Annotated in this window: 36 protein-coding genes; all 36 read left to right on the top strand. The window is 54.1% G+C overall.

Features of this window, described 5'->3' with window-relative positions:
- Nucleotides 1-10 precede the first annotated feature (10 nt).
- The 36 genes from B5E42_RS04985 (at nucleotide 11) to B5E42_RS04815 (ending at nucleotide 23,820) form a co-directional block, all read left to right on the top strand.
- Nucleotides 11-853, top strand: coding sequence for a DUF2262 domain-containing protein (locus B5E42_RS04985; RefSeq protein ID WP_087237238.1), 843 nt, complete (start codon nucleotides 11-13; stop codon nucleotides 851-853).
- 18 nt (nucleotides 854-871) lie between these two features.
- On the top strand, nucleotides 872-1,105 hold the full coding sequence (locus tag B5E42_RS04980) for an Imm17 family immunity protein (protein WP_087170178.1): 234 nt from the start codon (nucleotides 872-874) through the stop codon (nucleotides 1,103-1,105).
- Nucleotides 1,106-1,118: 13 nt separating this feature from the next.
- Nucleotides 1,119-1,331, top strand: a complete 213-nt coding sequence (locus B5E42_RS04975; RefSeq protein ID WP_055270385.1) for a hypothetical protein — start codon at nucleotides 1,119-1,121, stop codon at nucleotides 1,329-1,331.
- Nucleotides 1,328-1,723 carry a hypothetical protein gene (locus tag B5E42_RS04970; protein ID WP_087237236.1) on the top strand — a complete coding sequence of 132 codons (396 nt, stop codon included), beginning with the start codon at nucleotides 1,328-1,330 and terminating at the stop codon, nucleotides 1,721-1,723. Before B5E42_RS04975 ends, B5E42_RS04970 begins: the two co-directional genes overlap by 4 nt.
- Complete coding sequence (locus tag B5E42_RS04965; RefSeq protein ID WP_087237234.1) at nucleotides 1,714-2,301, top strand: hypothetical protein; 588 nt, start codon at nucleotides 1,714-1,716, stop codon at nucleotides 2,299-2,301. The genes B5E42_RS04970 and B5E42_RS04965 overlap by 10 nt, the downstream gene beginning before the upstream one ends.
- A 90-nt stretch (nucleotides 2,302-2,391) precedes the next feature.
- Entirely contained in the window at nucleotides 2,392-3,036 is a 645-nt protein-coding gene (locus tag B5E42_RS04960) for a hypothetical protein (protein WP_087237231.1), read from the top strand.
- Between the two features lie 112 nt (nucleotides 3,037-3,148).
- Nucleotides 3,149-4,291: a hypothetical protein gene (locus B5E42_RS04955; RefSeq protein ID WP_087237229.1), complete on the top strand. Its 1,143-nt coding sequence runs from the start codon at nucleotides 3,149-3,151 to the stop codon at nucleotides 4,289-4,291.
- 26 nt (nucleotides 4,292-4,317) lie between these two features.
- Nucleotides 4,318-5,397 (top strand): ankyrin repeat domain-containing protein, encoded by a 1,080-nt coding sequence (locus B5E42_RS04950; protein ID WP_087237227.1) that lies wholly within the window; start codon nucleotides 4,318-4,320, stop codon nucleotides 5,395-5,397.
- A gap of 4 nt (nucleotides 5,398-5,401) precedes the next feature.
- Nucleotides 5,402-6,022 (top strand): hypothetical protein, encoded by a 621-nt coding sequence (locus B5E42_RS04945; protein WP_087237224.1) that lies wholly within the window; start codon nucleotides 5,402-5,404, stop codon nucleotides 6,020-6,022.
- 13 nt (nucleotides 6,023-6,035) lie between these two features.
- Nucleotides 6,036-6,626, top strand: a complete 591-nt coding sequence (locus B5E42_RS04940; protein ID WP_087237222.1) for a hypothetical protein — start codon at nucleotides 6,036-6,038, stop codon at nucleotides 6,624-6,626.
- A gap of 13 nt (nucleotides 6,627-6,639) precedes the next feature.
- Nucleotides 6,640-7,479: a DUF2262 domain-containing protein gene (locus tag B5E42_RS19305; RefSeq protein WP_204244375.1), complete on the top strand. Its 840-nt coding sequence runs from the start codon at nucleotides 6,640-6,642 to the stop codon at nucleotides 7,477-7,479.
- Between the two features lie 12 nt (nucleotides 7,480-7,491).
- Nucleotides 7,492-7,995: a DUF2004 domain-containing protein gene (locus B5E42_RS19300; RefSeq protein ID WP_204244379.1), complete on the top strand. Its 504-nt coding sequence runs from the start codon at nucleotides 7,492-7,494 to the stop codon at nucleotides 7,993-7,995.
- Between the two features lie 16 nt (nucleotides 7,996-8,011).
- The gene (locus tag B5E42_RS04930; RefSeq protein WP_242967019.1) at nucleotides 8,012-8,422 is read left to right on the top strand and encodes a hypothetical protein; all 411 of its coding nucleotides are present in this window, start codon (nucleotides 8,012-8,014) and stop codon (nucleotides 8,420-8,422) included.
- A gap of 32 nt (nucleotides 8,423-8,454) precedes the next feature.
- Nucleotides 8,455-9,009 carry an SUKH-3 domain-containing protein gene (locus B5E42_RS04925; protein ID WP_087237219.1) on the top strand — a complete coding sequence of 185 codons (555 nt, stop codon included), beginning with the start codon at nucleotides 8,455-8,457 and terminating at the stop codon, nucleotides 9,007-9,009.
- A complete protein-coding gene (locus tag B5E42_RS04920; RefSeq protein WP_087237217.1) occupies nucleotides 9,006-10,010 on the top strand; it encodes a DKNYY domain-containing protein in 1,005 nt (334 codons plus the stop codon). The genes B5E42_RS04925 and B5E42_RS04920 overlap by 4 nt, the downstream gene beginning before the upstream one ends.
- Nucleotides 10,011-10,026: 16 nt before the next feature.
- Nucleotides 10,027-10,572 carry a hypothetical protein gene (locus tag B5E42_RS04915; RefSeq protein WP_087237215.1) on the top strand — a complete coding sequence of 182 codons (546 nt, stop codon included), beginning with the start codon at nucleotides 10,027-10,029 and terminating at the stop codon, nucleotides 10,570-10,572.
- A 16-nt stretch (nucleotides 10,573-10,588) separates the two neighbouring features.
- A complete protein-coding gene (locus tag B5E42_RS04910) occupies nucleotides 10,589-10,915 on the top strand; it encodes a DUF5713 family protein (protein WP_015544494.1) in 327 nt (108 codons plus the stop codon).
- A 5-nt stretch (nucleotides 10,916-10,920) separates the two neighbouring features.
- The gene (locus tag B5E42_RS04905; protein ID WP_087237445.1) at nucleotides 10,921-11,874 is read left to right on the top strand and encodes a DUF4241 domain-containing protein; all 954 of its coding nucleotides are present in this window, start codon (nucleotides 10,921-10,923) and stop codon (nucleotides 11,872-11,874) included.
- Nucleotides 11,875-11,888: 14 nt separating this feature from the next.
- Nucleotides 11,889-12,848: an NTF2 fold immunity protein gene (locus B5E42_RS04900; protein WP_087237212.1), complete on the top strand. Its 960-nt coding sequence runs from the start codon at nucleotides 11,889-11,891 to the stop codon at nucleotides 12,846-12,848.
- Nucleotides 12,849-12,856: 8 nt separating this feature from the next.
- The gene (locus B5E42_RS04895; RefSeq protein ID WP_087237210.1) at nucleotides 12,857-13,093 is read left to right on the top strand and encodes a hypothetical protein; all 237 of its coding nucleotides are present in this window, start codon (nucleotides 12,857-12,859) and stop codon (nucleotides 13,091-13,093) included.
- A 15-nt stretch (nucleotides 13,094-13,108) separates the two neighbouring features.
- Nucleotides 13,109-14,590, top strand: a complete 1,482-nt coding sequence (locus B5E42_RS04890) for a hypothetical protein (protein ID WP_087237208.1) — start codon at nucleotides 13,109-13,111, stop codon at nucleotides 14,588-14,590.
- Between the two features lie 88 nt (nucleotides 14,591-14,678).
- Nucleotides 14,679-15,095 carry a hypothetical protein gene (locus tag B5E42_RS04885; protein WP_087237206.1) on the top strand — a complete coding sequence of 139 codons (417 nt, stop codon included), beginning with the start codon at nucleotides 14,679-14,681 and terminating at the stop codon, nucleotides 15,093-15,095.
- Between the two features lie 31 nt (nucleotides 15,096-15,126).
- Nucleotides 15,127-15,726, top strand: a complete 600-nt coding sequence (locus B5E42_RS04880; protein ID WP_087237204.1) for a hypothetical protein — start codon at nucleotides 15,127-15,129, stop codon at nucleotides 15,724-15,726.
- Between the two features lie 10 nt (nucleotides 15,727-15,736).
- Nucleotides 15,737-16,606, top strand: coding sequence for an NADAR family protein (locus tag B5E42_RS04875; RefSeq protein WP_087237202.1), 870 nt, complete (start codon nucleotides 15,737-15,739; stop codon nucleotides 16,604-16,606).
- Nucleotides 16,594-17,052 carry a C-GCAxxG-C-C family protein gene (locus B5E42_RS04870; protein ID WP_242967018.1) on the top strand — a complete coding sequence of 153 codons (459 nt, stop codon included), beginning with the start codon at nucleotides 16,594-16,596 and terminating at the stop codon, nucleotides 17,050-17,052. The genes B5E42_RS04875 and B5E42_RS04870 overlap by 13 nt, the downstream gene beginning before the upstream one ends.
- A gap of 23 nt (nucleotides 17,053-17,075) precedes the next feature.
- The gene (locus B5E42_RS04865; protein WP_087237443.1) at nucleotides 17,076-17,516 is read left to right on the top strand and encodes an immunity 51 family protein; all 441 of its coding nucleotides are present in this window, start codon (nucleotides 17,076-17,078) and stop codon (nucleotides 17,514-17,516) included.
- The gene (locus B5E42_RS04860; protein WP_087237198.1) at nucleotides 17,513-17,776 is read left to right on the top strand and encodes a S6 modification enzyme RimK; all 264 of its coding nucleotides are present in this window, start codon (nucleotides 17,513-17,515) and stop codon (nucleotides 17,774-17,776) included. The genes B5E42_RS04865 and B5E42_RS04860 overlap by 4 nt, the downstream gene beginning before the upstream one ends.
- Before the next feature lie 10 nt (nucleotides 17,777-17,786).
- Nucleotides 17,787-18,080, top strand: coding sequence for a hypothetical protein (locus tag B5E42_RS04855; protein ID WP_087237196.1), 294 nt, complete (start codon nucleotides 17,787-17,789; stop codon nucleotides 18,078-18,080).
- Nucleotides 18,081-18,101: 21 nt separating this feature from the next.
- A complete protein-coding gene (locus B5E42_RS04850; protein ID WP_087237194.1) occupies nucleotides 18,102-19,052 on the top strand; it encodes a hypothetical protein in 951 nt (316 codons plus the stop codon).
- 2 nt (nucleotides 19,053-19,054) lie between these two features.
- On the top strand, nucleotides 19,055-19,744 hold the full coding sequence (locus B5E42_RS04845) for a hypothetical protein (RefSeq protein WP_242967017.1): 690 nt from the start codon (nucleotides 19,055-19,057) through the stop codon (nucleotides 19,742-19,744).
- Between the two features lie 9 nt (nucleotides 19,745-19,753).
- Nucleotides 19,754-20,419: a hypothetical protein gene (locus tag B5E42_RS04840; RefSeq protein WP_087237190.1), complete on the top strand. Its 666-nt coding sequence runs from the start codon at nucleotides 19,754-19,756 to the stop codon at nucleotides 20,417-20,419.
- Nucleotides 20,416-21,384 carry a hypothetical protein gene (locus tag B5E42_RS04835; protein WP_087237188.1) on the top strand — a complete coding sequence of 323 codons (969 nt, stop codon included), beginning with the start codon at nucleotides 20,416-20,418 and terminating at the stop codon, nucleotides 21,382-21,384. Before B5E42_RS04840 ends, B5E42_RS04835 begins: the two co-directional genes overlap by 4 nt.
- Nucleotides 21,385-21,401: 17 nt before the next feature.
- Entirely contained in the window at nucleotides 21,402-21,950 is a 549-nt protein-coding gene (locus B5E42_RS04830; RefSeq protein WP_087237186.1) for a hypothetical protein, read from the top strand.
- 17 nt (nucleotides 21,951-21,967) lie between these two features.
- Entirely contained in the window at nucleotides 21,968-22,537 is a 570-nt protein-coding gene (locus tag B5E42_RS04825) for an RNA 2'-phosphotransferase (protein WP_087237183.1), read from the top strand.
- 52 nt (nucleotides 22,538-22,589) lie between these two features.
- Nucleotides 22,590-22,958, top strand: coding sequence for a hypothetical protein (locus B5E42_RS04820; protein ID WP_087237181.1), 369 nt, complete (start codon nucleotides 22,590-22,592; stop codon nucleotides 22,956-22,958).
- A 13-nt stretch (nucleotides 22,959-22,971) separates the two neighbouring features.
- Nucleotides 22,972-23,820 (top strand): hypothetical protein, encoded by an 849-nt coding sequence (locus B5E42_RS04815; protein WP_087237179.1) that lies wholly within the window; start codon nucleotides 22,972-22,974, stop codon nucleotides 23,818-23,820.
- Nucleotides 23,821-23,824 lie beyond the last annotated feature (4 nt).

The raw sequence follows: 23,824 nt of genomic DNA, 5'->3' as shown, positions 1-23,824 counted from the left end.
GGAGAACGCCATGAAAAAGAGAACGGTCAAGGATTTTGTTGCCCTGTACGCCCCAGAAGATGAGGAAAAACTGGTACTGATTCAGGACGGTGTCAGCGCGGACAAAACCTTTCTGGATACCTACTGGGCGGCGCATACCCATGCCCTCGCCATGGCGGATGTCCAGACCGGACAGGCGATCTCCGGTCGATGCTACCTGAGCTGGCCGCTGACGGACAAGGAACGGGATGCCGGCGACTATTCCAAGCGGTTTACCAAGGGCCAGATCTACCGGATCAAAGCCCGCGGCTGGAAAGGTGATGCCCTCTACGAACCTCAGTGGTATGTCACGGAGGTACTGGAGGAAGGCGTACCCTGTCCAGCACTGGAGGATATCTGGGCGGAGTACACAAAGCCGATTCTTCTGGAGGACGAAGTGCTGGGGACCCTCACGCTGGATCGTGAGATGAGCATATTCGAGGGGACCTGTAAGTGGATGGGAAAAGAAGTCCGGATCTCGTTGGATGTGGAGATTGAAAAGAAAGCGTCCTGGACCCGTGTCACCAATGTGATGAAGAAACTGGTGGCAGATCAGGAAGTCTGGGACAAGTCCCTTCGAGCGATGGCTGCCCAAAAGCTCACCGCTCAGGCCAACGAGTGGCTGGCGGACAATGACCAGACCGACAGGGACCCGGAGAAAGACCCCATCACCGAGGATGAGTTTGCCCGGCGCATCTTCCTCACCGAGTTTACAGTATCTCCCGGCGGCCGTTTTACCGCCTGGTATGAAGACGACGATATGTTCTGGGGCCATGTGATCACTGTGGATGGAACACTGAAAAAAGGCCCCGTTGACGCTGATATACAGGGATAAGCAGAGGAGGAAACCTAAATGAACAGCGAGCAGATCACGGCTTTTTTACAGGAGCATTGGTATATTGCCTCAGTGATCATTGGGGTCGTGATTTTGATTGGAGCAATCCGCAACTGGAACTGGCTCTGCGACCCTACCGGCAAGCCGGATTCTCACCGCTATGGACGCGGCTCCCGGCGGGTGATCTTCTTCCTGCTGGGTGTCCTTCTGATCGTGGTGAGCATCTGGGGATTCGTGCTGAAATTGCAATAAAAGGAGCGATCCCATGACCCAAGAAGAACAGATCCGCCTCTATCGGCTGATGGAAAAGCTCAACTGGTTTTTCCACCAAGAGATGCACTACCTGGATCGGGAAACGGCGGAAAAGACTGCGCGGGAGTGTTACCCGGAGATTCGGGATTTTACATACGACATTTTATGGAACGACCTGCCCAAAGAGGTCCAGGAGCAGCTCATGGACGAGGAGGAATCCCTGTGAGTACGCTGATTTGCTCTTTTGATGGCCTGCACGACAACCGAGTCCTGCGCTACTGCGCTGACTTTGAAGCCCACACCCTGCACATGGATACCCAGACCGAGGCCGGAGAGAAGGTATCCGTTCATTTCACCGGCCTGCTGGCCCACTGGTTTGAGAATGTGATCCAGGACAACATCCTCTTTGGCATAGATGAGATCACTGTGGACGGTTTTTTTGAACAGTACAAAGACCTGCTGGGCAGGACCATCTCTTACGGCTTTCCCGCCTGCTGCAGCATCGAGGAACTGCGGAAACGCATGGACCGGGAGCACATCCGGGTGTTTGTCATCGACTCTTCCCTTGGGCTGTGCGGATTTGTACTGGCTCAGGAGGTGGAACTGCAATGTCCATAACTGCCTATAAAGTGGAAGCCATCGGTCATGACCGAACCGGCAAGGACTTCGGTTATGTGAATATCATGTACCGATACGGCAACAAGAAGTCCTGTCCCCGGCCAGATCAATGTGAAAAGATGGAGGTCATGTGGGCGGACGAGAGCGTCTATGGGCCGCCTGCTCCTGGCAGCAAGGTGGGCGACTTTATACAGACATGGCTGATGGGCTCCTGGGACTGTGGAGTATTTACCCACCGGGAGATTGCCCAGCGGCTCATGGATACCTTCACCGGTCTGAGGATCAAGGAACTGGCGTGGTTTGAGAACCCCAGAGAAAAGACTCTGAAAAATGGTAAACCGCGTGCGCGCCGGGCCAAGTGGCTGCCGGACCGGGAGGTGGATCTGGTCTACCTCTATTCCGACCGCTATCTTGACGCCAGAAATCCCTCTCCTGCCGAAACCGACTTTTTCACCGTTACAAGGATGGACGCCTGGGGCGTGAGTACCTGGTTCATGTGTACCCCAGAGGCCGCCGAGAAGCTGATCGGCATGAATTACGACAATCTGGCCGTCAAGGAGACCACCATTGTGGGATAGGAGAAAATGAATGGTAGCTTTGGAACAACTGCCTCCCAAGGGCGCAAAGCGTGAACAGGCCATTTTGGAGCTGGGCGAGGTGGAAATAGCATGACACGGCAGGAGCAGAAGGCAGTCAAGGAATTAAGCGCGATGATTTCCAAAAACCTAAAAGTAGTTGCCGGAGAGCATGGTTTCAAAGTGGTTTCAGACTGCGCCTATAAGGTCCTGGGCGATTTTTTATATGAAGTGTTTCTATCTGCGCCACCTGTCAGGTGTGGTACTGCCATAAGAGCAGTCGTTTCCGTAAAGCCATGCGTCATTGACAATGTCTTTTGGGATGTATATGAAATGGGTGAGGTAGCCCGGAAGAAACCATTTAGTTTCCATATCACAGCGGCACATTCCCCTTCCGCTCATATCATCGAGGAAATGGAACTACCTGCCCCCACGGTGGACGCAGCAACCTTGGTCATGAATGAGGCGTTTTGTCGGTTTAACAAGTCCATTCAAGACCATCATAGCCGATGCAGTACAGTCTCCGACTTCAAAGCGGAGATTCTCCATGATACTGCGCCGGCCGCACGATTGAATGTCGTACTGTGTGAAATCGCAGAAGGGAATTTCCGCCAGGCAATGCTCCTTGCAGAAAAGGAGCTGGAAAACGAACCTTATGGCCTGTTTAATACAGTAACGGATGGCGGGATAAAGAGCATATACGATTATGTGAAAGAGTTTTGCCAGAAAAAGCAGTAAGTATATGCGGCCGCTCCTTCGGCCGAGCCGGAGACCGCCAAGAAGCTGATCGCCATGGATTACGACAATCTGGCAGTCAAGGAAACCACCATTGTGGGATAGGAGAAAATGAATGATGACTTTGGAACAACTGCCCCCCAAGGGCGTAAAGCGAGAACAGGCCATTTTGGAGCTGGGCAAGGATGAAGCAAACGGCGAACTGCTGTTCCAGCTTGTGAATACAGAAAAGGGCAAATGCAAAACGGCTGCTCAGAAGGCTTTGGCGCAGCTGGAGTATGCCTCTGCTGCCCCACTGTGGGCCAAGCTGGTCAAGGGCAAGTGGATGGGCAGCAATATCATGTCGGATGCCTGCTCCGACTGCGTATCGGAGCAGATCGCCCCAGTTATTCTGAAGACTCTCACCCAGCGGTTGGACGAGGGGGACACAAAGCCACTGGATATCGAACAACTGAACTTCTGTTTCCATTTGATGTTGGGGAAAGCCTCGCCTAAAATGCTGGAGGTCTACCGCTTTCTGGCGGAAAACTCCCAGCGGATCGCCCATCTGAAACGCGCGCCTGTTTATTCTGATGATGATTGTACCTCCTGGTGGATTACGGACGGGCTTCGCATTTGGGATGCCACACCCAAGGAAAAAGAGAAAATTCCCGCTGTGGTGCTGACCGCCTCCCTGATCCGCAACCCGGATGAGCGACTGCAAGCATTGGCTGATGAGCTGAATGAACGCTACGGCGGCAGCTGGCTGATGCCGGTCTTTATGAAGGCGATCATCACCCAGCCCAAGGAGCAGGTGTACGAGACTTATTCGCCCCTTCTGGATACGCCGCTAAAAGGCTATTTGTTCCATGCGCTGGGAATGCTCCATTACCGCTGTTATCCGGAAGGCTGGACCTATGAACGCCTGGGCCCGGATGGAATGATCGCTCTGATTTTCTGGGGGGATTATAGCTATGGAACCTATGACACAAGGTTTATGATTGAACGCTATGTGGATCTGGATGAGCGGTGGCTCTTTGATCTGGCCAAGGACCCGGAGGGCCGCAAACCTACGGTGACATGGCAGACCTACAATCGGGGCGGTGTGCTATATGGAAGCTACGACGAAATGTTCATCAGCCTGCTGCCCCGCAAGGTGGAAAACCCGGAACTGAAGCGCATTCTGCGGGAATACTTCCGTATTCGCAGCGAAAAAGTGAAAGTGGAAGAAAGTATTACTGTTTACAAAGATGCTGCTGATCGGTTCGGGGATGAATGAGTACAAGTCGAGAAAGCAGGTGCCTTATGTACCAAATTGCATATATTGGCCGCTGGGAGACCCTCCCGGAAACGGCTGCCGCCATCTGTGACCATGACACTCCCAAGCTGGAGGCGCTGCTCCAGGGCGGTCTGGATTTAGATGTTCCCATCCAGCTCAGCGAATACATCAAGCTGATGCCATTGGAGATCGCGGTTTTTCGGAATGATGTGCCCATGATCCACTTCCTGCTGGAGCATGGAGCTGATCCCGGTCTGGCAGAGGAACAGCCCCTGCTGCTCACTGCCGCCCGCTGCTGCGGGCCGGAGGTTGTCTCCCTCTTTGCTGGACAGGCCGCAAAACTCAGCCCGAAGCAAAAAGAGCGGGCCTTCCAGGAAGTGCGCTGGGGCAAGCGCCCGGAGAATATCCAGGTGCTGGAGCAAGCCGGGATCACTGTGGACAAGTTTGGCAGCGAGGCATTCCGGGCGGCGGTGTCCGATGGACAGGCCGAGCTTGCCAAACTGCTGCTGGAAAAAGGGGCGGATATCAATTACCACAAGCCGGACATGGTGTTCCCTTACGCCTCCACCCCTGTCACCGAGGCCGCCCGCTCCAACAATTTCTCCATGGTGCGCTGGCTGGTGGAACAGGGAGCGGATATCACCCTTGTTGACAAATACGGCGACCGTCCCTACAGTGTGGCGGTGCAGAACAAAAATCAGGAGCTGGCCGACTACCTGAAGGAGCTGGAACCGGAGGAATGGCACAACGAGCAGGAAAAGATCCGGCAGCTCATGCCCTACAAGTTGCCCGCCAAGCTGGTGGAATACTTGAAGACCGGTTCCCTGCGGCTGGAATTCCCGGAGCAAAAATGGGTGAAGTGGGCAGAACTCTACTCCTTCATGGATGTGCAGGAGATGACCTGGAAACGGAAGAAGCTGCTCTCCCTGATGGTGCAGATGGACAACTACAGCGACTATCTGCTGCTGTGGAGCCCCAGGGACAAAAAGCTGTGGTATCTGGACATCGAGCATGAGGAATTCCACCCTCTGGCCAAATGGGATGACTTCATCGCAGATCCCGGCCGGTATCTGAACGGGATGATCGAGGGCGAGTTTGAGGAGTAAAGCCATGACATCAATAGACTTTCTGAACAAGGTACATAAAAGCCTGGACTCGCAGGAATATAACCTCTCTTATTCTCCGGCCAAGTCCAAGAATTATATGTTGTACTGCAACGGCAACTTTATCGGCGGCCTGTTCGATGAGGAGCTGTGCTTCGTCTATACCGACAGTGTGAGCGAGCTGCTGGGGCAGCCGGACCCCGTCTATCGCGGATACTCCAGCACCGCCCAGCACAGGATGCTGGTGATCCCGGAGGAACACTGGGCAAAAGCGCTGAAACTGCTCTATGCCGAGAAATTTGACTGGAGCCGTTTGGTGTACGACATCACATACACCAGCATTGGTGCGGCTGTGGTGGAGGACTTTTACGATGAGAATGTAGTCTTCCTGCGCTTCTGCTTTGAAAAGGAGCTGTTGAAAAAGAACCCTCTGGACCGGCAGGGCCGTATCCTACGGATGGTCTATCTCAATCAGGATCTGACAACAGCGGGCAAATATCTTTTCCCCAGACTGATACAGAAGTTCCTTGTTTTTACAGACCGAGGCGGGAAAAGCAGTCTGGAAACCATGCTGAAACGATGGTACACCGCACTGGAGAAGGAGTACCTCAGCCAGTCGGCGGGATAAGGAGGGCAGCAACATGATAGAGAAGAACAGAACCTACATCACACATCTCAAGGTCGCTGATGTCCCGTGGCACCGACTCACCACCGCCTATGGCCGGGGGACGGATTTTCCCGCACACCTGACAGTGCTGGAGCAGATGCGTGATTTGGCATCCGTCAAAGAGTCCCTCTACGAGCTCACCACCAACATGGAGCACCAGAGTACCCTTTGGCACGCCACCCCCTTTGGCATGGTGTTCCTGAGCCGAATTCTGGAGAAGGCCCTCGCAGACAGCGGGCAGAACCCTGCAGCCCATTTCCTGGCCGGGGAGCTGCTGGACTTCTTCTCCTGCATCCTCCAGTGCTTCCACGATGGAGACGAGATGGAACACGCCTCTCCCCTCCCCTGCTTCTCCGATCTGTTGAAGGAAGAATATCTGTGGTCGGAGGAATACGACGAGGAAGAAGATGAGATGCGCTACGAGGAGGACGAGGTTTTCCCCGATGACCTGTTCTACAGCTTCTATTACTACTCCTGGCAAGCAGTGAAAGCCTACCAGGATGTATTGGAGCAAGTCCCGGCAGAGTTTGCCAAGCCCGCTGCCGAGGTGCTGGAACTGCTGTAAAGGAGGCTACCCGATGTTTGAAGAATTCTATGAGATGTACGAGCCCGAGGAGCAGGAAGTGGTCGCTCTGATCAATCGCTGCATTGGGGGCGGATTTAACTGGAAAGGCAACTTTTGGGAAATGACCGTTGTGACGCTGGGCATCATGTTCTGCGACACCGGCAAGGTCAGCACCAAAGAGGAACGACTGGATTGGCCGGTCACCGAGGAGGAACGCAATAGCGACAAGGGCTGGGGACGCTTTGGCAAGGAGCAGATCTGCCGCCTGAAGATCCGCCGGATGAAAGAAGAACGGGCAAAGGATCTGGTGGTGCGCCCTTGGTGTATCTCCGAGATAGTCAATGCCCATGAGGACTGCCCGGAACTTCAGGCCGTTCTGGACGAATACCACAAGCCGGTGGTGATCCAGGACCAGGTGCTGGGGGAGCTGACCATGGACAAGGACTACGATACCTTTGAGGGCGAGATCCAGTGGCGGGGAAAGGCTGTGCTCCTCTCTCTGGAGGTCAACGCGGAGAGCAAGCCCTCTTGGACCCGTGCCCGCGGCGCCGCCAAGAAACTACTGGCTGACTGCGAGACCTGGGACAAGGCCATGCGGGAGCTTGCGGCAAAGAACCTGACTGGGCTGGCCAACGACTGGCTCTCCCAGGACGAGGAAAACCCCCGCAATTCGGAAACCGCCCCCATCACAGAGGAGGAGTTTGCCCGGCGAATCAGCATGACAAGCCTTTCCGTCACCTCCGGCGGCAGCTTCACCGCCTGGTTTGACTGCGACGAGATGTTCACCGACCATGCGGTGACGGTCTGCGGCTCCCTGAAAAAGGGCCTCAAAGCTGCCAACATTGAGGGGTAAGGGGATAGTATGATGAAGCTGAACTGTAAACGCATTGATTTTGAATACACGCCCGGCGAGGAGATCTTCACCTTTCCCGAGGAATCGGGACTGCCCTTTCTCTTCGATGTAGAGGAAGAACTGACCGGCGATCCTGCTGCCATGGATGCGGTGGGAGAAATGCTGGATGAGGCGGAGAAATTGGCGGAGAAGGCCAAAGCCGCCATCAAAGCGGCGCTGGCGGACGAGGACAGCCGCTACCATAGCGTTGTGACATTTTTCATGGAGTTCCACCGGGACGATGTAGGCCCGGATATTGCGGCGGAACTTTTTCCGGGAACCGACCCATCCAAACTGTCCTTTGCCGAGATGGTGGACTTTCTGAAGCTCAAGCGGTTCGGCAGTCTGGTGGATGATGAGATGGATCAACAAGTTTTCATTATGGATCTGTCCTTCAACCCGGAGATCACCGACGAGTTGATGGTAATCTACTTTGACTTAAACCAGGAGATTTTCTGTATTACCCATGAAAGCTGATGCGAGAGAATTGCCTATGGAAAAAGCGACTGCTGTTAATACCTGCTTAGGTGTTTTGAAGGGACGGGACTGCATCTATCTGGATCAGGTGAAACAGGATGCTCTGAACAATCTGACCTTTACGGGGGACATCAATGGCCATCTAATCTCCCAGCGCAGGGACGAAAAAGACTGGTTTCCCTATACACTCACCTTCCGGCAGGTGCTGGCCTATTTTACCTGTGAATTGGACACCTATGAAAATCTGGCTGGGACGGAGTATCTAGATGGCAGTTCCTTCGATTTAATTGAGGACAGCACCTGGCTGAAGTCTCTGCCGGTGCGGGAGGACTTTGACAAAGGCATCTATCGGCACTACCGGCTGTTTACATACGATGATGTTTACAACATCATTGCGGTTTCCTATGAGTTTGTGGCAGAGTTGTAAATATCTGAAATCTGGTAATGGAGGTAACCACCATGATCAAAGAACGCATCTCCATCTCCGGCGATCTCAAAAGTAAGGTCAAGCAGCTGATGGAGTACGCCGGATGGCAGGAAGGGCGAAAGGTGGACATCTCCATTGCGGAGAAGTATTACGCCGCTCATGGCATCCCAATGATGAAGACCACCCAGCGGTTTTACCGCAAGTATTTCGGCCTGTGCTGTGAGTGGTACTTGGAGCAGAAAAAACTGAACTGGGCGGCTGACTTCCAATTCGCTTTGTTCCCTTACCTGGTCAACGGAATCAAAAACCATTTGGAAGAAGCCTATTTTCGGGATATGTCCGGCTGTGAACTGGCAGAGATCGAACAGGCTGCCGGTGAAAAATGCCAGCCCATCGGTCATATCGGCTACTACTACCCGGCAGAGGTCTGGATCTCCGAGTACGGGAAACTGTATGCGAAATATGAGTACCAGGATGAGATTGAGTGTTTCCCGGATGTGTTTGCCCTGATTGAACGGGATCTGCGGCAGTGCAAATTTGATTCCGCTGCCATGAAAACTGTGGAGGCACTGGACGGAAAACTATGAAACAGGACTTTACTATTTGGCGCAATCAAATATTGCAGAATCCGCGGGACATTTCACCGCTGAAATTCGGAATATCGCAGGATGAGGTCATAGAAATCTTCGGGAATCCCGATGCCGTTTCCACCATGAGAAGCCACGGGAAACCTTTGATCCTCAAATATTATGACATTGAACTGCATTTCGATAGAAAGGCCCCTCATGGGCTCTACTTAGTTTATAGCGACGACGAAATCGAACTGAGCATAACAGATCATCACGAAGAACTGCTGCAGCCGATCACAAACATAGAGCCGGTGGACAATGAGTTTTTCTTTCAGGATGGAGCCGTATATTTCTCTGGCCTATATGAAAACGGCTTGTTGAAGGGTGTTTCTCCCAAAGACTTCTGCTGCTGGCGTTACTGGGGCAAATCCTCTACGGCCTGCTTTCTCGGCGGGATTCGCCTGCGTGGAGCAGACCCGGCATCGTTTCGGGTGTTAAACTATGCCTACGCGATGGACAAAACAGCCGTCTACACTACCAGCGGGAGAATCCCAGATGTAGAGCTGACAACCTTCCAGGTGTTGGACAATGGCCAGAACGATTCGGGCGCGCCACAGGGATATGCAAAGGACAGCCGGCAGGTCTACTTCCACAACGGAGACGGCAAGGTGAAGATCATCAAGGGCGCGGAAGTTTCCTCTTTCCGCTCGTTGGGCGACACCTATTTTGCCAGGGATGAGAAACGAATCTATGCTTACGGTAAGCAGCTTCCCAAGGCGGATCTGCCCTCATGGGAATTGCTCGGTCACTGGTATTCCCGCGATGCCAGGCGGGTGTACTACCTCAACCGGGAGATTAAGGAGGCGGATCGGGACAGTTTTACGGTATGCACCCCGCTGGACGCACCTCCGCTTGCCGATCATCTGGCCCGTGACAAGGAACATTTTTACCAAAACGATGAGATGATTGAAGAACCGCTGTGGCTGGAAAGGCTGCATGAGTTAAAACCAGAACAGTAGACGGAGGAAAACGGCTATGGATTATTTGAAGGCACTGCATGAAAACCCTGATTTGGCAGAGGAGTTTGATTCCCTTTTTGACTTCTTCCTGCTGGATGAGTTGTCCCCGAGGGATGAGGCGGATGGTCGAGCAACCTTCACACTGCCCGGTATGGCTTTTGCGAGAGATGGCTCCGGCGGAGAATACCACCTGTTGGAAGATGGCTCCATCGGCTATTACAGCAGCGAAGGTGAGGCAGGCCGTCTGGCTGAGAGCATGGATGACCTTTTTTCACTGATTGTGAGCTGTATCTGCTGGCACGACTGCTGTGACGCAAAGGAGTATGCGGACTCCAAAACACTGGAGGAATACGGGCAGAGGCAGCGCAACATCAACTTGGAAGATATGGATATGGACAGCTGGCGACGGGTAGCTGATGCTCTCGGCGTCCCTACCGATGAGCCGCTGGCTCCGGTTCTGGAGCGATTCCGCAAAGCAACACAGCGCCAGCCTCTGTATCAGTGTATGTTCCATGAGGATGATGGCAGCCTGACCGAATCATACGGCCTGATGTTTGAATGAGAAAGGAGCAATCCCTATGAAAGCATTTGATCCCAACTACAAACTGCTGGACGAGATGTATCAGGATGATTACTATCCTACTTTTCTGGTGGATAAGGTAAAGGACGAACTCCAGAAGGTCATCGACCTGCTTGAGAGCGGCGAAACCGACACTGAAGTAATACAGGAAACGCTGGATGAGGCGGTCTGCGGCATCAATGATCTCCAGGAGGAGTTTGACGAGAACGACAGCGAGATCGAAACGGTGGCCCGGGATTGTATTGGAGTCACTGTGGCCTACATTCTGGAGTGGTTCGGCATTCCCATTGATATTGAGGAGGCCATCCGGGAAAGGGACTGGTGAACCTCATGGCAGAAAATGAACTGGCCGTCTGTGATGAGTGCGGCAGCCTGTTTTTCAAAGGCTCCTCACAGATGATGGGACTGTGCCCGGAATGCGCTCATGTCCTCTATGGCTACCCAAATTGTCCCCACCATTTTCAGAATGGCCGGTGTGTGAACTGCTACTGGGACGGCTCTAAGAGCGAGTACATTAAGAAACACGACAAACAGGAGAAAGCCATTATGCCGACTACCGAATGGCTGAACAAATACGAATCCATAAAGGACAAACTGGCCTGCAAAACGGACCTGGACGACTATTTTACAGAAAAAGTGATTGGGAATATGGGTGTGGATGTGCTGGACATTGGCGCCGTCAATTTCCCAACAGGAACGATTTTCGCCTGCGATCCTCTGGTGGAGCTGGAGGACACGCCGCCCTTTATCCAGACGATCCCCGCCGGGACTTATCCGGTGAAGATCTGCGTGGTGCCCAGTGAGAAATACGGCGACTGCTACGCCTGCGTCAAGGTGGAGGTCAGCCGGGAAAAGCCTGTCCGCTATGAGCTGGGCATGACCGGCCAAGAGGATCTGGTTGAGGAGCCGAGCGAGGACGAGTTTTTTGGCTTTGGCGTAGACACTGGGATGGGCTGCGTTGCGGACATCCAGACCCAGGCGGCCTTCAAGACCTACTGGGCCAAGCGTCTGGAAGAAGACCCGGACATCGACCCCTACAACGACCTGTTCTGCGATCTTCTCAAGGAAAACGCCAAAGCCCACCCCAAATATCAGGGGGACTACGGCGACTGGCTCAACTGGACGGTGCCGGACACAGACTCCAATCTGCCCATCTTCGCCTCCGGCTCTGGTGACGGTTACGGTTACTATCCCGTCTACTTCGGCTATGACGCCAAGGGCGAAATCTGTGCCGTGTATGTGCGCTTCATCGACATTGAAGCCAGCTACAAGGAGCAGGTGTAAGGAGGTAAACAGCGATGGAATGGCCAAAACGGGCGCGGACAGCGGACTGGGCAAGTGGTGTCCTGACCTTAGACGGAGAAAAGCAGTTTGAAGTCCCGGAACTGACCGCAGAGATCATGGAGCAGCTGGCCGGTTACACTCTGGTGGGCTTTCATGTAAAAGGCTATCCGGTGACCGACGACCTACTCTCCCCTTTTGCCGGCCATAAAAGCATGGCCAACTTCGGCGTGGAGGACGGTGCGCTCACCGACGCCTGTTTCCCTGTTTTTTCCGCTATGCCCAAGCTGCGCTATCTCCTGCTGGACGGCAATGCCGCCATCCACGGCAGCGGTCTGTCCGCCCTGCAAGGCTGCAAGCTGGATCTTATCACTCTCAACCGCACCGGGCTGGATGATGCCGGTCTGCTCCAGGCGGCCTCCATCCCCAAGCTCTCCCACATCCAGATCGACCATTCCGCCGTTACCTATGAGGGCCTGCTGGCCATCGCCGGTAACAACCGCATCGAGCCGGTGGCCCATGTGCAATTCACCAAGGAGCAGATGGAACACTTCTCCCAGCTCCAGCGGGAAAAGGCCAAAAAGCCCGTCCAGCTGGATGAGCAGGCGGCGGAAGAATGCCGCAAGGTGCTGTCCGCTTTCTTTGCCGAGATGACACAGTGGGAGCAGTACATGGAGCATGCCGGGTTTGAAGATGCCGAGGCTGTGCCCCGCCTGCTGGCGATCTGGGAAAAGTATGTGAGCGAAAAGCCCCGTCCGGGCTACCGTCCTCTGGGCCTCTCATACAGTGCCCAGGGCACCTACAACGGGGAAGAATTCCTTGACGCGGAGCAGATCACCAAAAACAAACTCTACATCTACACCAGAGAGAAAAACACCGGCTTTGACCGCCGTTTCCTCATGAAGCGTGTGGGCGATAACTGGATGATCGACGGGGTGCAGGAGCGGCTGGACGGCTGGCAGCGCACGGGTTTGTGAGGCATCACATGGCTTGGGAATATGAAACTTTTAGCCCAGACGGTCAATGTAAATTGTTTGGTGTGAACATCTTTGACTACGACTGGCAAACCACCGGCAAGCGAGTAAAAGTCAAAGACCCGATCTATCACCAAGACCATACCTTCGAGGTCTGGCAGGTGGAGATTGACGGGCAGATCCACCGCTTTGCCGCCGGGGAGTTCTCCAACTGTGTATGGGGATTCTATCTGGAAAAGAACGGATGAGAGGAGCGTGGCGCCATGAAAGCCACCGCCGGAGAAGTCTATACAGTCTACAACCAATATCTGAAACGCTACACCGCCTGCCAGGTGGCCTATATTGCGCCGCCGGACACGGTGAGCGAAGAATCTTGGGCGGTGGTCCTCTCTCTGGATTGGGTGGGCGACGCCCCTCTGACTGCGGAGGAACTGCCCCATCTCCGCCCGCTCTACAAGGACTTCATGTACTGGTCCCGCGACCTCCACCTGCTGCGGGTGCCGTTGGAGGTCCCGCCCCAGTATAAACTGGTGGGTACACTTCCGCCCTTCACCGACCAGCCCTGCCGCTCCTACGGAGGCTGGAGTGACGGCTATGATGTGTATCTCCAGATCCGGTGGCAGGCCATTCCGGAGGAACGGCGGCGGGCCTTCAAGGAGGCCATGGACAGTGACGAGCAAACGGAGATCGGCGGTATCCCGGTGAAGGTCAGCAGCCATCGGGTGACGGACCAGTACGAACCATTCGATTCGGCGCTGGAACTAAAGGCGCTACCCTGCCTCTCCGAACTCATCTGCGAGCGGTGGCACCCGGATCTGCTGGAGTTTTTGCGGGAAACCCCCTTTGTTGATGAAGTGACTTTGCTGAACCACGGTCAGAGGACACTTGATCTGCGGGGCACCAGCATCAGAAAGCTGATGCTGGACATGACCGGGCTGGAGGAACTGTGGCTGTGTGAGGGAACGGAGCTGCTCCTGTTCCAGAACAAGGGGCCGGACGCCTGTGCCATCCATGCCCCCGAAGATGGTAGCGGATTGACCCTCCAATTTATCGGGGAATACCGCCCGCACACGGAACTGCCGAACCTATGGGGGCTGCATGGCATCGAGCTGAAGGACTTTGAGCTGACTGGAATGGATGCTGTCCATCCCCATCTGAAGGAGCTGCGGCTCTGGGGTGCGCCGGGAAACCTGGGGAACTTCTCCGCCGTGAGAGGGTTCCGAGAATTGACGAATCTCTCCACCTTCGACCTGTTTGGTTTCGGGGCGGAGGACATCCCCACCCCGGCGCAGATGCCGGAACTTCGCTGGTTCTGGATGACCAGCCTGCCGGAGACGGCGGCAAAAGCGGCAAAACAGCTCTGGAAAAGCAAGCCGGGAATGGATCTGCGGATCACCAAGCCCCGGAAACCGGAGTGGCTGGCGCAAAACCTGGACAATCCCTTCCGAGGCTGGGACGGTGCGGAGCATATCCCTGCTTCTGCTGCGAAAAAGGCAGCCAATCAATACCGCAAGACCCGTTCCCAGCTGATGAAGCTGGCCACTGAGCCGGGCGAGGACGCTCAGGCCCAGGCACTGGATGCGGTGGCAGCCTACACTCAGACCTTCAACAAGATGGGCTTTATCGAAACTGAGGAGCGGGATGAAATCTATATGGCCCTGCGGGGTATCCTGGATGCCCTGCCAGGCGATATACTCCAGAAAGATGCCCTGATTGCGAAGTTCGATGAGCTTCATGATTTTTGATGCGGCATTGTCTTTATGGAGGTGTCTTTTTCACCGGAATGAGTTCAGCATTGGCATCAAATACGGCCATTAAGGGAGGACAAACCTCATGAAAGGTAACGAACAAGTCAGGCGACTTACATTTTGTTTAATGGTAGTTCATAGGTACAGCTGTAAAAAGTGCAAGAATGTGTTTGTTCAGGCTGTATCTACATCGGATACCGATATGGTGCCAATATTTCTTAGCAGTGTTTATGCGCCGCAGTCATCAACCCTTGTGATTATGGAGCTTACCGAAAATGAGCTCCGCTTTGGGTGGAATGACAGCATGCCAAAGCGGGCGGAGAAAATTTTTAGCGGCAATGCATTTTTCTACATTGACTCCACTCAAGTTTGCCCGATCTGTGGCGAGTCATTGGAACAGAAACAGATTTCCGGATTGAGTGACTATATCAAAGAACATCCAAAGGTATATCTTGTCTATTTCGGCAGGAAGGACGAGGAAGAAATCGTTGTGCATCTTTAGTTCAGTCGTAGAGAAAGGAATGTGCGGTCGCATGAGCCGAATCGTTGATGAACCCTATTTCACCCACAGTGCCTACAGCGCCCTCACCACCGGCATCCAGGTGAAATGCCCCAAGTGCCACGGCGCAGGTGTGGTGACAGCGGATGATGACAACGCCTATTTCCGGTGCCTGAGCTGCGGCTATCGGATGACGCAGGATCGGACGGTCTACCGCTACGATGTCCATAACCAGTGCAAAAACTGCGGAAGATACTACCGGGTGGATATTGAAGATGAGGCAAAACAACACTTTCCCGTCCTCCATGTGGCCTGCCCCTATTGCGGGGCAACCATGCCGGGCGAGGTACACAAGACGGCGGAGGCTTTCTCCTATGGCGCGGAGATTCAGGGCGGCAAGGACCCCTGGTTCGGCCTGGAACTGTGGTTTTTGACCTCCTTCCAGGGTAAGCCAGTCTGGGCTCTCAACCGGGAGCACCTGGCCTATCTGATTGGCTATCTCAGCGCCGACCTGAGGGAAAAGCCATCGGGAAGGCAGAAAAAGACCCAGGCCGACCATCTCCCCACCTTCATGAAAACCGCAAAGAACCGGGAGCGGATCGTGAAGCTGCTGAAGAAGCTGCAAGAGAAATGAGGAAAACAATATGGCACTACAAGATAAGAAAATCATGCCTCCCCCTTGGCTGGCCCACCGGGAGATCGAGCGATACTCCATTGGCTGGCGCATGGGCTATGGGGAGGATTACATATACCGATTTGGCGATTGGCTGGACACCCTCTCCCCGGAGGAGCGGACGGAATACCGCACTCTCTTTCCCGAGCCGGTGACCTGGAAGGGCTGGTGGGATGACGAGGACAGCAGCGAGGTGCTGGAGCATGGTGACTTCTTGGTGGATGCGTGGCAGTCGGAGGGCCGTCCCAAGTACACCCGCCAGTGGCTCCAGCAGGAGCTTGCCGCCGGGCGGAAGCGGGAGCTGTGCCTGTTCTGGAGCCATCAGCCTGCCGAGGACGGCCAGCTGACAAAAAGCTGCCTCAGCCAGTGGTGGATGGAGGACTTCTATACGACGGCTGACTCCTACCTCTGCATGGAGCAGTATATGATGGCTGCTAAGGCCGAGCTGTTCGGTGACAAAGAGATCCGGGACCAGATTTTGAAATGCAGCGACCAAAAGCAGATCAAGGCCCTGGGCCGCAAGGTGCGGGGCTTTGAGCAGAAGGTATGGGACAAGTTCAAGTACGCCATTGTGCTGCTTGGCAACTGGCACAAATTCAGCCAGAACCGCGAACTGCGGGAGTTTCTCCTTTCCACCGGGGACAGCGTGCTGGTGGAGGCCAGCCCCTACGATGCCATCTGGGGCATCCGCCTCGCGGCCAGCTCCCCGGAGGCCCAGGACCCCATGAAGTGGAGGGGACGGAACCTACTGGGCTTTGCGCTGATGGAGGTGCGGGACGAACTGCGCCGAGTGACACAGAATGAAATGCTTTGCGATTGGAGCACAGTATGGCAACAATGAAACTCTATGAACTGGTCAACCACTACCACATCGGCACAGAACTGACCTGCGCCGAGGCGATGTTCATGGCCTGCAATGAATATTACCATCTGAATTTGTCCGAGGAGACCCGGAAGATGTTCTCCGTCATGGGCCTTGGGATGCAGACCAAGCAGTCCTGCTGTGGTGCCTTCACCGTGGCGGTGGGGATCATCGGGCTGATGACCGCCAAAGAGGGCCAGACGGATGTGAGCAACATGGAAGGCTACCAGATGATTGCTGAATTGACGGAGTTTATGCTGGGCTTCTATGGAACGCTCCACTGCGTCGAGCTGCAAAAGCTGGAGATCATGGGCTACGAAAACCCTTGCCATGCCATTGTAGAGGCGCTGGCCAAAAAGCTGGAGGAACTGCTGGCGGGCCGCAGGATCTTCCGCCCGGTAAACGGAGGACAACTGGGCTGCTGATGTGCCGGAAAGCGAGGGATTACATGAAAGACCTATGCCAATACGGAAATAGACGGGATGATGAATGGGAAATACTGCCCTGGATACCCGATCCGCGCCCGCCCTTCAAAATCTGGGTGAAGCCGGAGCAGATCGCGCCATTCTTTCTCATTCCCCACCACCCCTATGCCATCTCCCTTCTGCTTAAAATCAACGATGGATTCCGGACGGAAGAATTCCGTCGGCTGGGACTGACCGGCAGCAGCGGAGACTGGGAACGGCTGGTCCGGGGTGTGATCCAAGAGTTCGAGGAAGGCAACAGCGGCGAGGATCTGTTTCACTTCGACTCCGACGAGGATGTGTTCTGCGTGTACTCCCAATACATCGACGATTTGATGATGCTGGCCAAAATGATCCGGGCGGCCTGTGCCGATGAAAAAACGATGGGGATGTATCTGAACATGAGCGAGGCAGCGAAAGCATGAAAGAGTTGACCACTCAAACAGGGATTATAGTAAAATGCAGTAAAACGGCCATTGAATTTTTCCAAAATGCTCAGTCAGTGGATTCCTTTTCTGTGCTGGAGATCCCAGAGAAATTCCAAGGTATAGCGGTTGAGTTTTATGATTTGATTATGGAAAACGATCATCTTGCGGCCTTGCTGGGCTGTCGCGGCAATTATGATATCGCAATACAGATAGATGAGGTAACCGGCACCATGACGGGGTGGCATTGGTTCAAATGAGGGAAATGGAATGATCGAGTACATCAAGCTCTTTTGGGAGGGCGCACCAGAGGGAGAGCCACCGGTCATCCTCTATGAAGTGGATACCGAAAATGAGCGGCTGGCCCTCCGCTCCATTGACATCTTTGCGGATGGCCGCACCCGCAATATCCCTGACCTTTACGACAGCGCCATTGAGATTACGCCGATCCCCACCGTGGAGGAATTGAACGCCCATGTCTGGGGCGAGGAATTCCACGCCTGCATCATAGAGCAGGCGGAATTTGAGGCCATCTGGGAAAGCCACACCTATGATGGAGCGTGAAAGGAACCAGGAGGAGACACTATGAACAAACCTATAAAAGCCAAAAATCTGCCGTTGTTCTCCATCATTGACCTGAACCAGCTGCGCCGGGAAAACCATCTGGAGGGCACAGAAGTGACAGACTTTTTCACGGCAAGGGATGGAAAAGTCTATCTTCTCATGGAACAGCCGTCCGAAACACAGGGTAAGGACTGGCTCAGCACTCCTTCCACCTATACCGCAGTGGAAATCCAGCTGGATTGGGCGGAACAGCGGGTGCTGGAAACGACGCTGTTTCCTCTTGGCCTCTTGAAGTTCCAGTTCCATTATTTGCGGCCTGCAGGCGAATACTTCCTCCTGCTGGGAGCAAGATGCGCCTATCGGGAAAGCGGCCCCGACCAGAACGCCTGGATCGTCAGCCGGGACGGAGCTGTGCTGTCCCGTTTCTGCCTGGGGGATGGCATTCAAGACTGTGTGGTAAAAAAAGATGGCACCATCATTACCAGCTACTTTGACGAAGGTGTATTTGGTAATTACGGTTGGGATGAACCTCTGGGCGCTTGCGGCCTGATTGCATGGACATCGGAGGGAACTCCTCTCTGGAAGAATGAGAAGTATTCCATCTATGACTGCTATGCCATCAGCCTGGACGAAGAAGAAAACCTGTGGTTCTATTATTACGATGAATTCCAGCTGGTGCGGACGAACTTCAAAGAGGATCTTGTGTTTGAACTGCCAATCGAAGGAAGCGGAGCTTTTTCTGTTGCCCCGTCCGGCAATGCCTTCCTATTTCAAGGCGGATACCAGCAACGGGACAAATTCTACTTCCTTACCGCTCATGGTGATCGCCTTGGGCAAAAGCAGGAGGCGATTCCCACCTGTGATGGAAACAAGGTCGCTGTGGTGCAGTGCAGCCTGCTTTGCAGCCAGATGCTGTTCCTCGGGAAAAACGGCGTTCTCTATGGCGGGGTACTTGGTGAAAGCGAGGAATGACAATGGTTGAAATCAATCGTGTCTGGCTCAATGTGGATACAGACACCAACAAAATCACACTATTCAGCCGTCCCCGTGTATCCATCCGTGTAGATGAGTACATTTGGAGCTTGATCGAAGAACATATCGTGAAGCCCCATAAGCTCATGCGTAGTGAAAAGCACAAGTATCTGCTGAAAATTGCCTTTGGCCGATTTGATCCGGTGCGGCACCGATATTATCCGCTTTCCCCGTACAACGGGCAGCTTCGGGAAGGTGTCAAGCCGGACAGCGCAAACGGATGGTATCCCCGTGAGGACTTTGCAGACGCTGCGGAACGCGCCACCTGGTTCTCCCCCGATAAAATCTGGACAAACTGCGGCAACAAGGTTCTGGATGTGAATGTTGATGCCGCCAATGTGAGCGAGAGTATCACCCCCAGAGAATACGCAGACTTGCTGTTCGATGGGATTGGGGCAGCACTGGTGTTTAACTTCAAAAGGCTCAAGCACGAGGAGTTTGATGGGCTGAAACCCAAGATCGACTGGAGCATAGTAGATAGCTTCCCCTTCCCCGCACCCTTTGAGGAGCAGCAGTACATTGGGGACGAGGGCAAAATTCATGTGTATTCCTGGGATGGCAGGCAGGAAACGAACCTTGTAGGCCCTTATTCTGTGCGGGATTTATATCTGGACCATTTCGGAAAATTGTGAGGTGAGCACATGGCAAAGGGCATTCGTGAACGCCTACTGGAGCAGGCAATAAAGTTCCATCAATGGCAGGAAGCCACTTATCCCGGCAAAACCAGCGAGGAACTCGGCGGTGAGTGGGAAGTCGATTATCCATACTGGAATGATACTTACAGTGCCTTTTGCCATGTGTTGACCCAAATGGATGCAGAAACGGCAGACAGCGTCCTACTGGATGAGATGGTCTATCTGATCGCCAGGGACAACGAAGCGGAGGGGTTTATACAGGAGACCACTTCCCATCCAAAATGGTTTGAGTGCCTCTGCCGCAGGGCCGCAGCCTCCAATGAGAGTGAGGCCAAGTGGCAGTTTGCCGCGTATCTGCCAGAATGTCCGTGCAGCCAGGAAGTAAAAGACATGATCCTGGACTTCGCAAAGGACCCCAATGAATATGTGAGCCGGCGGGCGCTTTTGGCGATGCCCACTCTGCGTCCTGACTGTGTGGAACAGTTCGCTCCGCTGTTCTGGGAGCGGAACTGTTATTCCCTCGATTTACAGGAATACCAGCGGATCGCGGTTCTGGTCTCGCTGGACGCCATCCATTCCGGCCTGCTTCCACAATACTTGGAGCAGGCCAAGCAGGATGGCCGACGCTATCTGCTGGAACACGCAGAAAGGATCGAAGGAGGACTACTGTGAACGAAAATTTATTCCGCAGCCAATTTGATCAACTGGAAACCACCGAGAAACAGGCACTGATGGAAAGGCTGGCTGCTCGTTATGATATGACTTTTCACGGTCTACATACCTTTGACCGCTGGGGCCAGAACTGTACCACCGGCATATTCGAGAAAGATGGCCGGAAGTTTGTCTTTGTTCCCGGTGACACCGTCACCCTGGGCTGGGAACGGTTCGCTGTTGGGCTGGATCAGGACAGCCGAGAGGAACTGGACTATTTGTTCCAGGAATGGGAGATGGAACAGGACCCGGAGGAGATGATCCGGGAAAGCATGGCTCCCGTTCGGCAGGCAGCTATTGGCCCTATGCTGGTGGGCCGGGAGTTGGAGGAACTGTGCTGGGAGCCGGTCACAATGGCCGATCCCAGACTGACCGCCCACCCCGACTGGCTGAAGCAGTTTCGGGATTTTGCCTGGAGCGACCTTGACAGCCTTACCTTGCACCAGTCAGCCCGCATTGAGCGGACGGAGAAGGGCTTTCAGATCTGTCTCTATAACCGCACAGACTACGATGCGCTCCTTGCCGGGCTGGAAAAGCAGGGGCTTTCGCTGCCTACGGCAGACGAGTGGGCCTATCTGTGCGGCGGTGGGTGCCGCACCCTGTTCCCCTGGGGAGATGGAATGGACTACTCCATGCACCTGCACCACTTCGAAAGCCCGGAGGATGAGGACAAGCCCTTCGATATGGAGGAGCCTAACTTCTTCGGAGTGTCCATCGCCTATGACCCCTATATGCGGGAGGTCGTGAAGGCCGAGCAGCTTACTACTTGCGGCGGTGATGGCGGGCGCAGCATCTGCGGCGGACTTGGAATCTTCCTCGGTTTTCTGCCCTGTTCGCCCCACTGCAAGCCGGAAGTGCAGGAGGACAAGGAACTGAACGGCGACTATGATTTCTACCGGCCCATTATCCGGGTAGAGATGACTTGAGAGAATAGAGGGAAACAATGGACATCAACGGCTGGAATTATCTCTTTGAAAGCCTGCCTCATTGGAGGATTAGGGAGCGTTTTCCCTATGTTTATGATCAACTCACCCAGTCTCCATCTGATAAATATGCCATCTTGATCTATTCCATTGCAGAAGTCAGTATGTGCAACGAGGTAGGCTGTCTGGCTGTTTTCGAAAGCCGAGAACATCCCCTCCTGCTACTGAACGCGGACAAAGCCCATTTCCCTCCTCAAACCCCTGTGTTTTCTGCAAATGGCCGGTATGTGTGTTTGAAGTCACAGGTGTACTTATCCGGCCAAAATCGAGTGGAGTGTCCCCTGCTTCTCCTAGATTTGTATGAGCGGCAATTCACGGTGTTGACAATGGATACAAATGGTCATCAAATTGCCATCCAAAATCAAACCGAGAAAGAATTGGTACTGCACTTAACGCCTTGCTCTAATCCTTCTGAGGAGTCAGAGCAGCAGGAATCGATACAAATGGCAGAATTGCTGTGGCATCCATTTCAAGAAATCAATATGTTGGAACGATGGCTTAAAAGATAATTTTCAAGAGGTAGGTTATGAAAGAAACAACACCCGATCTCACAAGGATCAGCAAGTATATCAGCTTGATCCTTCGGCACAAGCCGGAGATTATTGGGATCAAGTTGGATACCCACGGCTGGGCGGATGTCAATGCGCTGCTGGCGGGTATCAGCAGAAAATACCCCATCAACCGGGACATCCTGGAGGAAATCGTACAGAGTGATGAAAAGCAGCGGTATTCCTTCAGCGAGGACGGGACAAAAATCCGGGCCAACCAGGGCCACTCCATTCAGGTGGATGTGGAACTCCCCGTGACTGAGCCACCGGAGACGCTGTACCACGGGACGGCCCAGCGGTTTGCCGCCTCCATCGAGGCCCAGGGACTGCTCCCCCAGAGCCGCCTGTATGTTCATCTTTCACCGGATCAGGAAACAGCGGAGAAAGTTGGGCGCCGGCATGGAGAACCTGTGATCTATCTGGTGGATGCCGGACAGATGCACCGGGACGGATATCTCTTTTATCTGTCCGCCAATGGAGTCTGGCTTACAAAGGTGGTTCCTGCAACCTACCTGAAACGCTTAGAGGGTGAATTGAAACAGCATTGACCTATCCCACCGTTATGGTTGTAGAAAGTAATTTGTAGCCGGAGGGATGAAGATGGACAGCAAGAAGCTGTATTGCCCTTCCTGTGGTCAACTGGCGGCACAGATGAAGGAAGACAGCAGCATCTCCTACCGCCAATATGACCAGCTTCTCCAGAAACTCATGGAACTGGAGCGGCAGGGTGACATGGAACTGTACGCCGGTGACTGCCCACTGGAGGATACCGGCGCAGTGCTGGACGCTGAGCAGCACTATACCGTCTGCCACTATATGCAGTGCCGCAACTGTGGAGCCCTCTATTTTATGGGAGCCTGCATCCGGGGTGCGCCGGTCTTTCGGCAGATGGCAGATATCAAAAAGGAAAATCTGGACACCCGGCTGTGGGGCCGGTGTGGAACCTACTATTTACAGAAAAAAGACTGAAGGAGGCGTCGACATGGATGTCGTGAAACTTCCCAAGAAAGTCCGCATGGTCTGCTATGAGATCATGGATGGCAAAGAAGGAGCCTTGGACACGCTGGAATCCTTTGCCGATAAATATCCTCATCAGGTAGCGGCGGTCAAGGCCGAGGTCGCATATTTCAACCTGGACTATGAAAAGGCGCTGGCTTTGGATCTGACCATCCTTCCCTGGCTGGAGGAGTGGTATTACAGCAATGTGAGCGATGAACACATGATTGCCATGACGGTGGCCGCCATCCAGCTCCACCGCGAGCAGGAGATGATTGAGGCGCTGACAAAGGAACAGGCGCGCATCCGTGCTGAGAACGGCCTCCCCCAGCGGGATCGGTTCTGTGACATTCTGATGGACTACCTCAAGCGGGGCGTTATGCCCTTTGCGGACAACGACAAGAACTACCCCTACCATGAACCGGAGGAACCGCAGACAAAGGAGCAGCTCTGGGCAAAGCTGGTGGAACAGAATAAGAAACTCTCGCCGGACGATCCCGATGCCAAGCGGAAACTCTATAACCACTGCTGTATGTTCGGAACCGCCAGGGATGCCGTAGATCTCTTTGAGGAGATCCAGGGCGTGCCCATGGCTGACTCCTCCTATCGGGACGCAATCGCCCGCTATCTCTATTTAGGCGAACGGGAGAAGGCGCTCCAGACAGCGGAGCGGTTGGCAACATCGCGGCTGTGGGTGGTTGCCGGGCCGACGCAGGTGCGCCCCATGTCCTTCTTTGAGGACCCGAACCTGCGGGAGTTTTTGATGGAGCCGGAATCCCTCCGGCGCATCCGGGAGGCTGCCCTTATTGATAACGGAACTTTGACGCGCAAGTGAGGAG

The organism is Flavonifractor sp. An10, from assembly GCF_002161215.1.
GTDB classification, from domain to species: Bacteria; Bacillota; Clostridia; order Oscillospirales; family Oscillospiraceae; genus Flavonifractor; species Flavonifractor avistercoris.
This window is presented reverse-complemented; position numbering and strand designations above follow the sequence as displayed.

Bases quoted from the DNA above. Each gene is read 5' to 3' on its own strand.
- B5E42_RS04985 (WP_087237238.1), top strand. From the start codon at position 11: ATGAAAAAGAGAACGGTCAAGGATTTTGTTGCCCTGTACGCCCCAGAA.
- B5E42_RS04980 (WP_087170178.1), top strand. From the start codon at position 872: ATGAACAGCGAGCAGATCACGGCTTTTTTACAGGAGCATTGGTATATT.
- B5E42_RS04975 (WP_055270385.1), top strand. From the start codon at position 1,119: ATGACCCAAGAAGAACAGATCCGCCTCTATCGGCTGATGGAAAAGCTC.
- B5E42_RS04965 (WP_087237234.1), top strand. From the start codon at position 1,714: ATGTCCATAACTGCCTATAAAGTGGAAGCCATCGGTCATGACCGAACC.
- B5E42_RS04960 (WP_087237231.1), top strand. From the start codon at position 2,392: ATGACACGGCAGGAGCAGAAGGCAGTCAAGGAATTAAGCGCGATGATT.
- B5E42_RS04955 (WP_087237229.1), top strand. From the start codon at position 3,149: ATGATGACTTTGGAACAACTGCCCCCCAAGGGCGTAAAGCGAGAACAG.
- B5E42_RS04950 (WP_087237227.1), top strand. From the start codon at position 4,318: ATGTACCAAATTGCATATATTGGCCGCTGGGAGACCCTCCCGGAAACG.
- B5E42_RS04945 (WP_087237224.1), top strand. From the start codon at position 5,402: ATGACATCAATAGACTTTCTGAACAAGGTACATAAAAGCCTGGACTCG.
- B5E42_RS04940 (WP_087237222.1), top strand. From the start codon at position 6,036: ATGATAGAGAAGAACAGAACCTACATCACACATCTCAAGGTCGCTGAT.
- B5E42_RS19305 (WP_204244375.1), top strand. From the start codon at position 6,640: ATGTTTGAAGAATTCTATGAGATGTACGAGCCCGAGGAGCAGGAAGTG.
- B5E42_RS19300 (WP_204244379.1), top strand. From the start codon at position 7,492: ATGAAGCTGAACTGTAAACGCATTGATTTTGAATACACGCCCGGCGAG.
- B5E42_RS04930 (WP_242967019.1), top strand. From the start codon at position 8,012: ATGGAAAAAGCGACTGCTGTTAATACCTGCTTAGGTGTTTTGAAGGGA.
- B5E42_RS04925 (WP_087237219.1), top strand. From the start codon at position 8,455: ATGATCAAAGAACGCATCTCCATCTCCGGCGATCTCAAAAGTAAGGTC.
- B5E42_RS04920 (WP_087237217.1), top strand. From the start codon at position 9,006: ATGAAACAGGACTTTACTATTTGGCGCAATCAAATATTGCAGAATCCG.
- B5E42_RS04915 (WP_087237215.1), top strand. From the start codon at position 10,027: ATGGATTATTTGAAGGCACTGCATGAAAACCCTGATTTGGCAGAGGAG.
- B5E42_RS04910 (WP_015544494.1), top strand. From the start codon at position 10,589: ATGAAAGCATTTGATCCCAACTACAAACTGCTGGACGAGATGTATCAG.
- B5E42_RS04905 (WP_087237445.1), top strand. From the start codon at position 10,921: ATGGCAGAAAATGAACTGGCCGTCTGTGATGAGTGCGGCAGCCTGTTT.
- B5E42_RS04900 (WP_087237212.1), top strand. From the start codon at position 11,889: ATGGAATGGCCAAAACGGGCGCGGACAGCGGACTGGGCAAGTGGTGTC.
- B5E42_RS04895 (WP_087237210.1), top strand. From the start codon at position 12,857: ATGGCTTGGGAATATGAAACTTTTAGCCCAGACGGTCAATGTAAATTG.
- B5E42_RS04890 (WP_087237208.1), top strand. From the start codon at position 13,109: ATGAAAGCCACCGCCGGAGAAGTCTATACAGTCTACAACCAATATCTG.
- B5E42_RS04885 (WP_087237206.1), top strand. From the start codon at position 14,679: ATGAAAGGTAACGAACAAGTCAGGCGACTTACATTTTGTTTAATGGTA.
- B5E42_RS04880 (WP_087237204.1), top strand. From the start codon at position 15,127: ATGAGCCGAATCGTTGATGAACCCTATTTCACCCACAGTGCCTACAGC.
- B5E42_RS04875 (WP_087237202.1), top strand. From the start codon at position 15,737: ATGGCACTACAAGATAAGAAAATCATGCCTCCCCCTTGGCTGGCCCAC.
- B5E42_RS04870 (WP_242967018.1), top strand. From the start codon at position 16,594: ATGGCAACAATGAAACTCTATGAACTGGTCAACCACTACCACATCGGC.
- B5E42_RS04865 (WP_087237443.1), top strand. From the start codon at position 17,076: ATGAAAGACCTATGCCAATACGGAAATAGACGGGATGATGAATGGGAA.
- B5E42_RS04860 (WP_087237198.1), top strand. From the start codon at position 17,513: ATGAAAGAGTTGACCACTCAAACAGGGATTATAGTAAAATGCAGTAAA.
- B5E42_RS04855 (WP_087237196.1), top strand. From the start codon at position 17,787: ATGATCGAGTACATCAAGCTCTTTTGGGAGGGCGCACCAGAGGGAGAG.
- B5E42_RS04850 (WP_087237194.1), top strand. From the start codon at position 18,102: ATGAACAAACCTATAAAAGCCAAAAATCTGCCGTTGTTCTCCATCATT.
- B5E42_RS04845 (WP_242967017.1), top strand. From the start codon at position 19,055: ATGGTTGAAATCAATCGTGTCTGGCTCAATGTGGATACAGACACCAAC.
- B5E42_RS04840 (WP_087237190.1), top strand. From the start codon at position 19,754: ATGGCAAAGGGCATTCGTGAACGCCTACTGGAGCAGGCAATAAAGTTC.
- B5E42_RS04830 (WP_087237186.1), top strand. From the start codon at position 21,402: ATGGACATCAACGGCTGGAATTATCTCTTTGAAAGCCTGCCTCATTGG.
- B5E42_RS04825 (WP_087237183.1), top strand. From the start codon at position 21,968: ATGAAAGAAACAACACCCGATCTCACAAGGATCAGCAAGTATATCAGC.
- B5E42_RS04820 (WP_087237181.1), top strand. From the start codon at position 22,590: ATGGACAGCAAGAAGCTGTATTGCCCTTCCTGTGGTCAACTGGCGGCA.
- B5E42_RS04815 (WP_087237179.1), top strand. From the start codon at position 22,972: ATGGATGTCGTGAAACTTCCCAAGAAAGTCCGCATGGTCTGCTATGAG.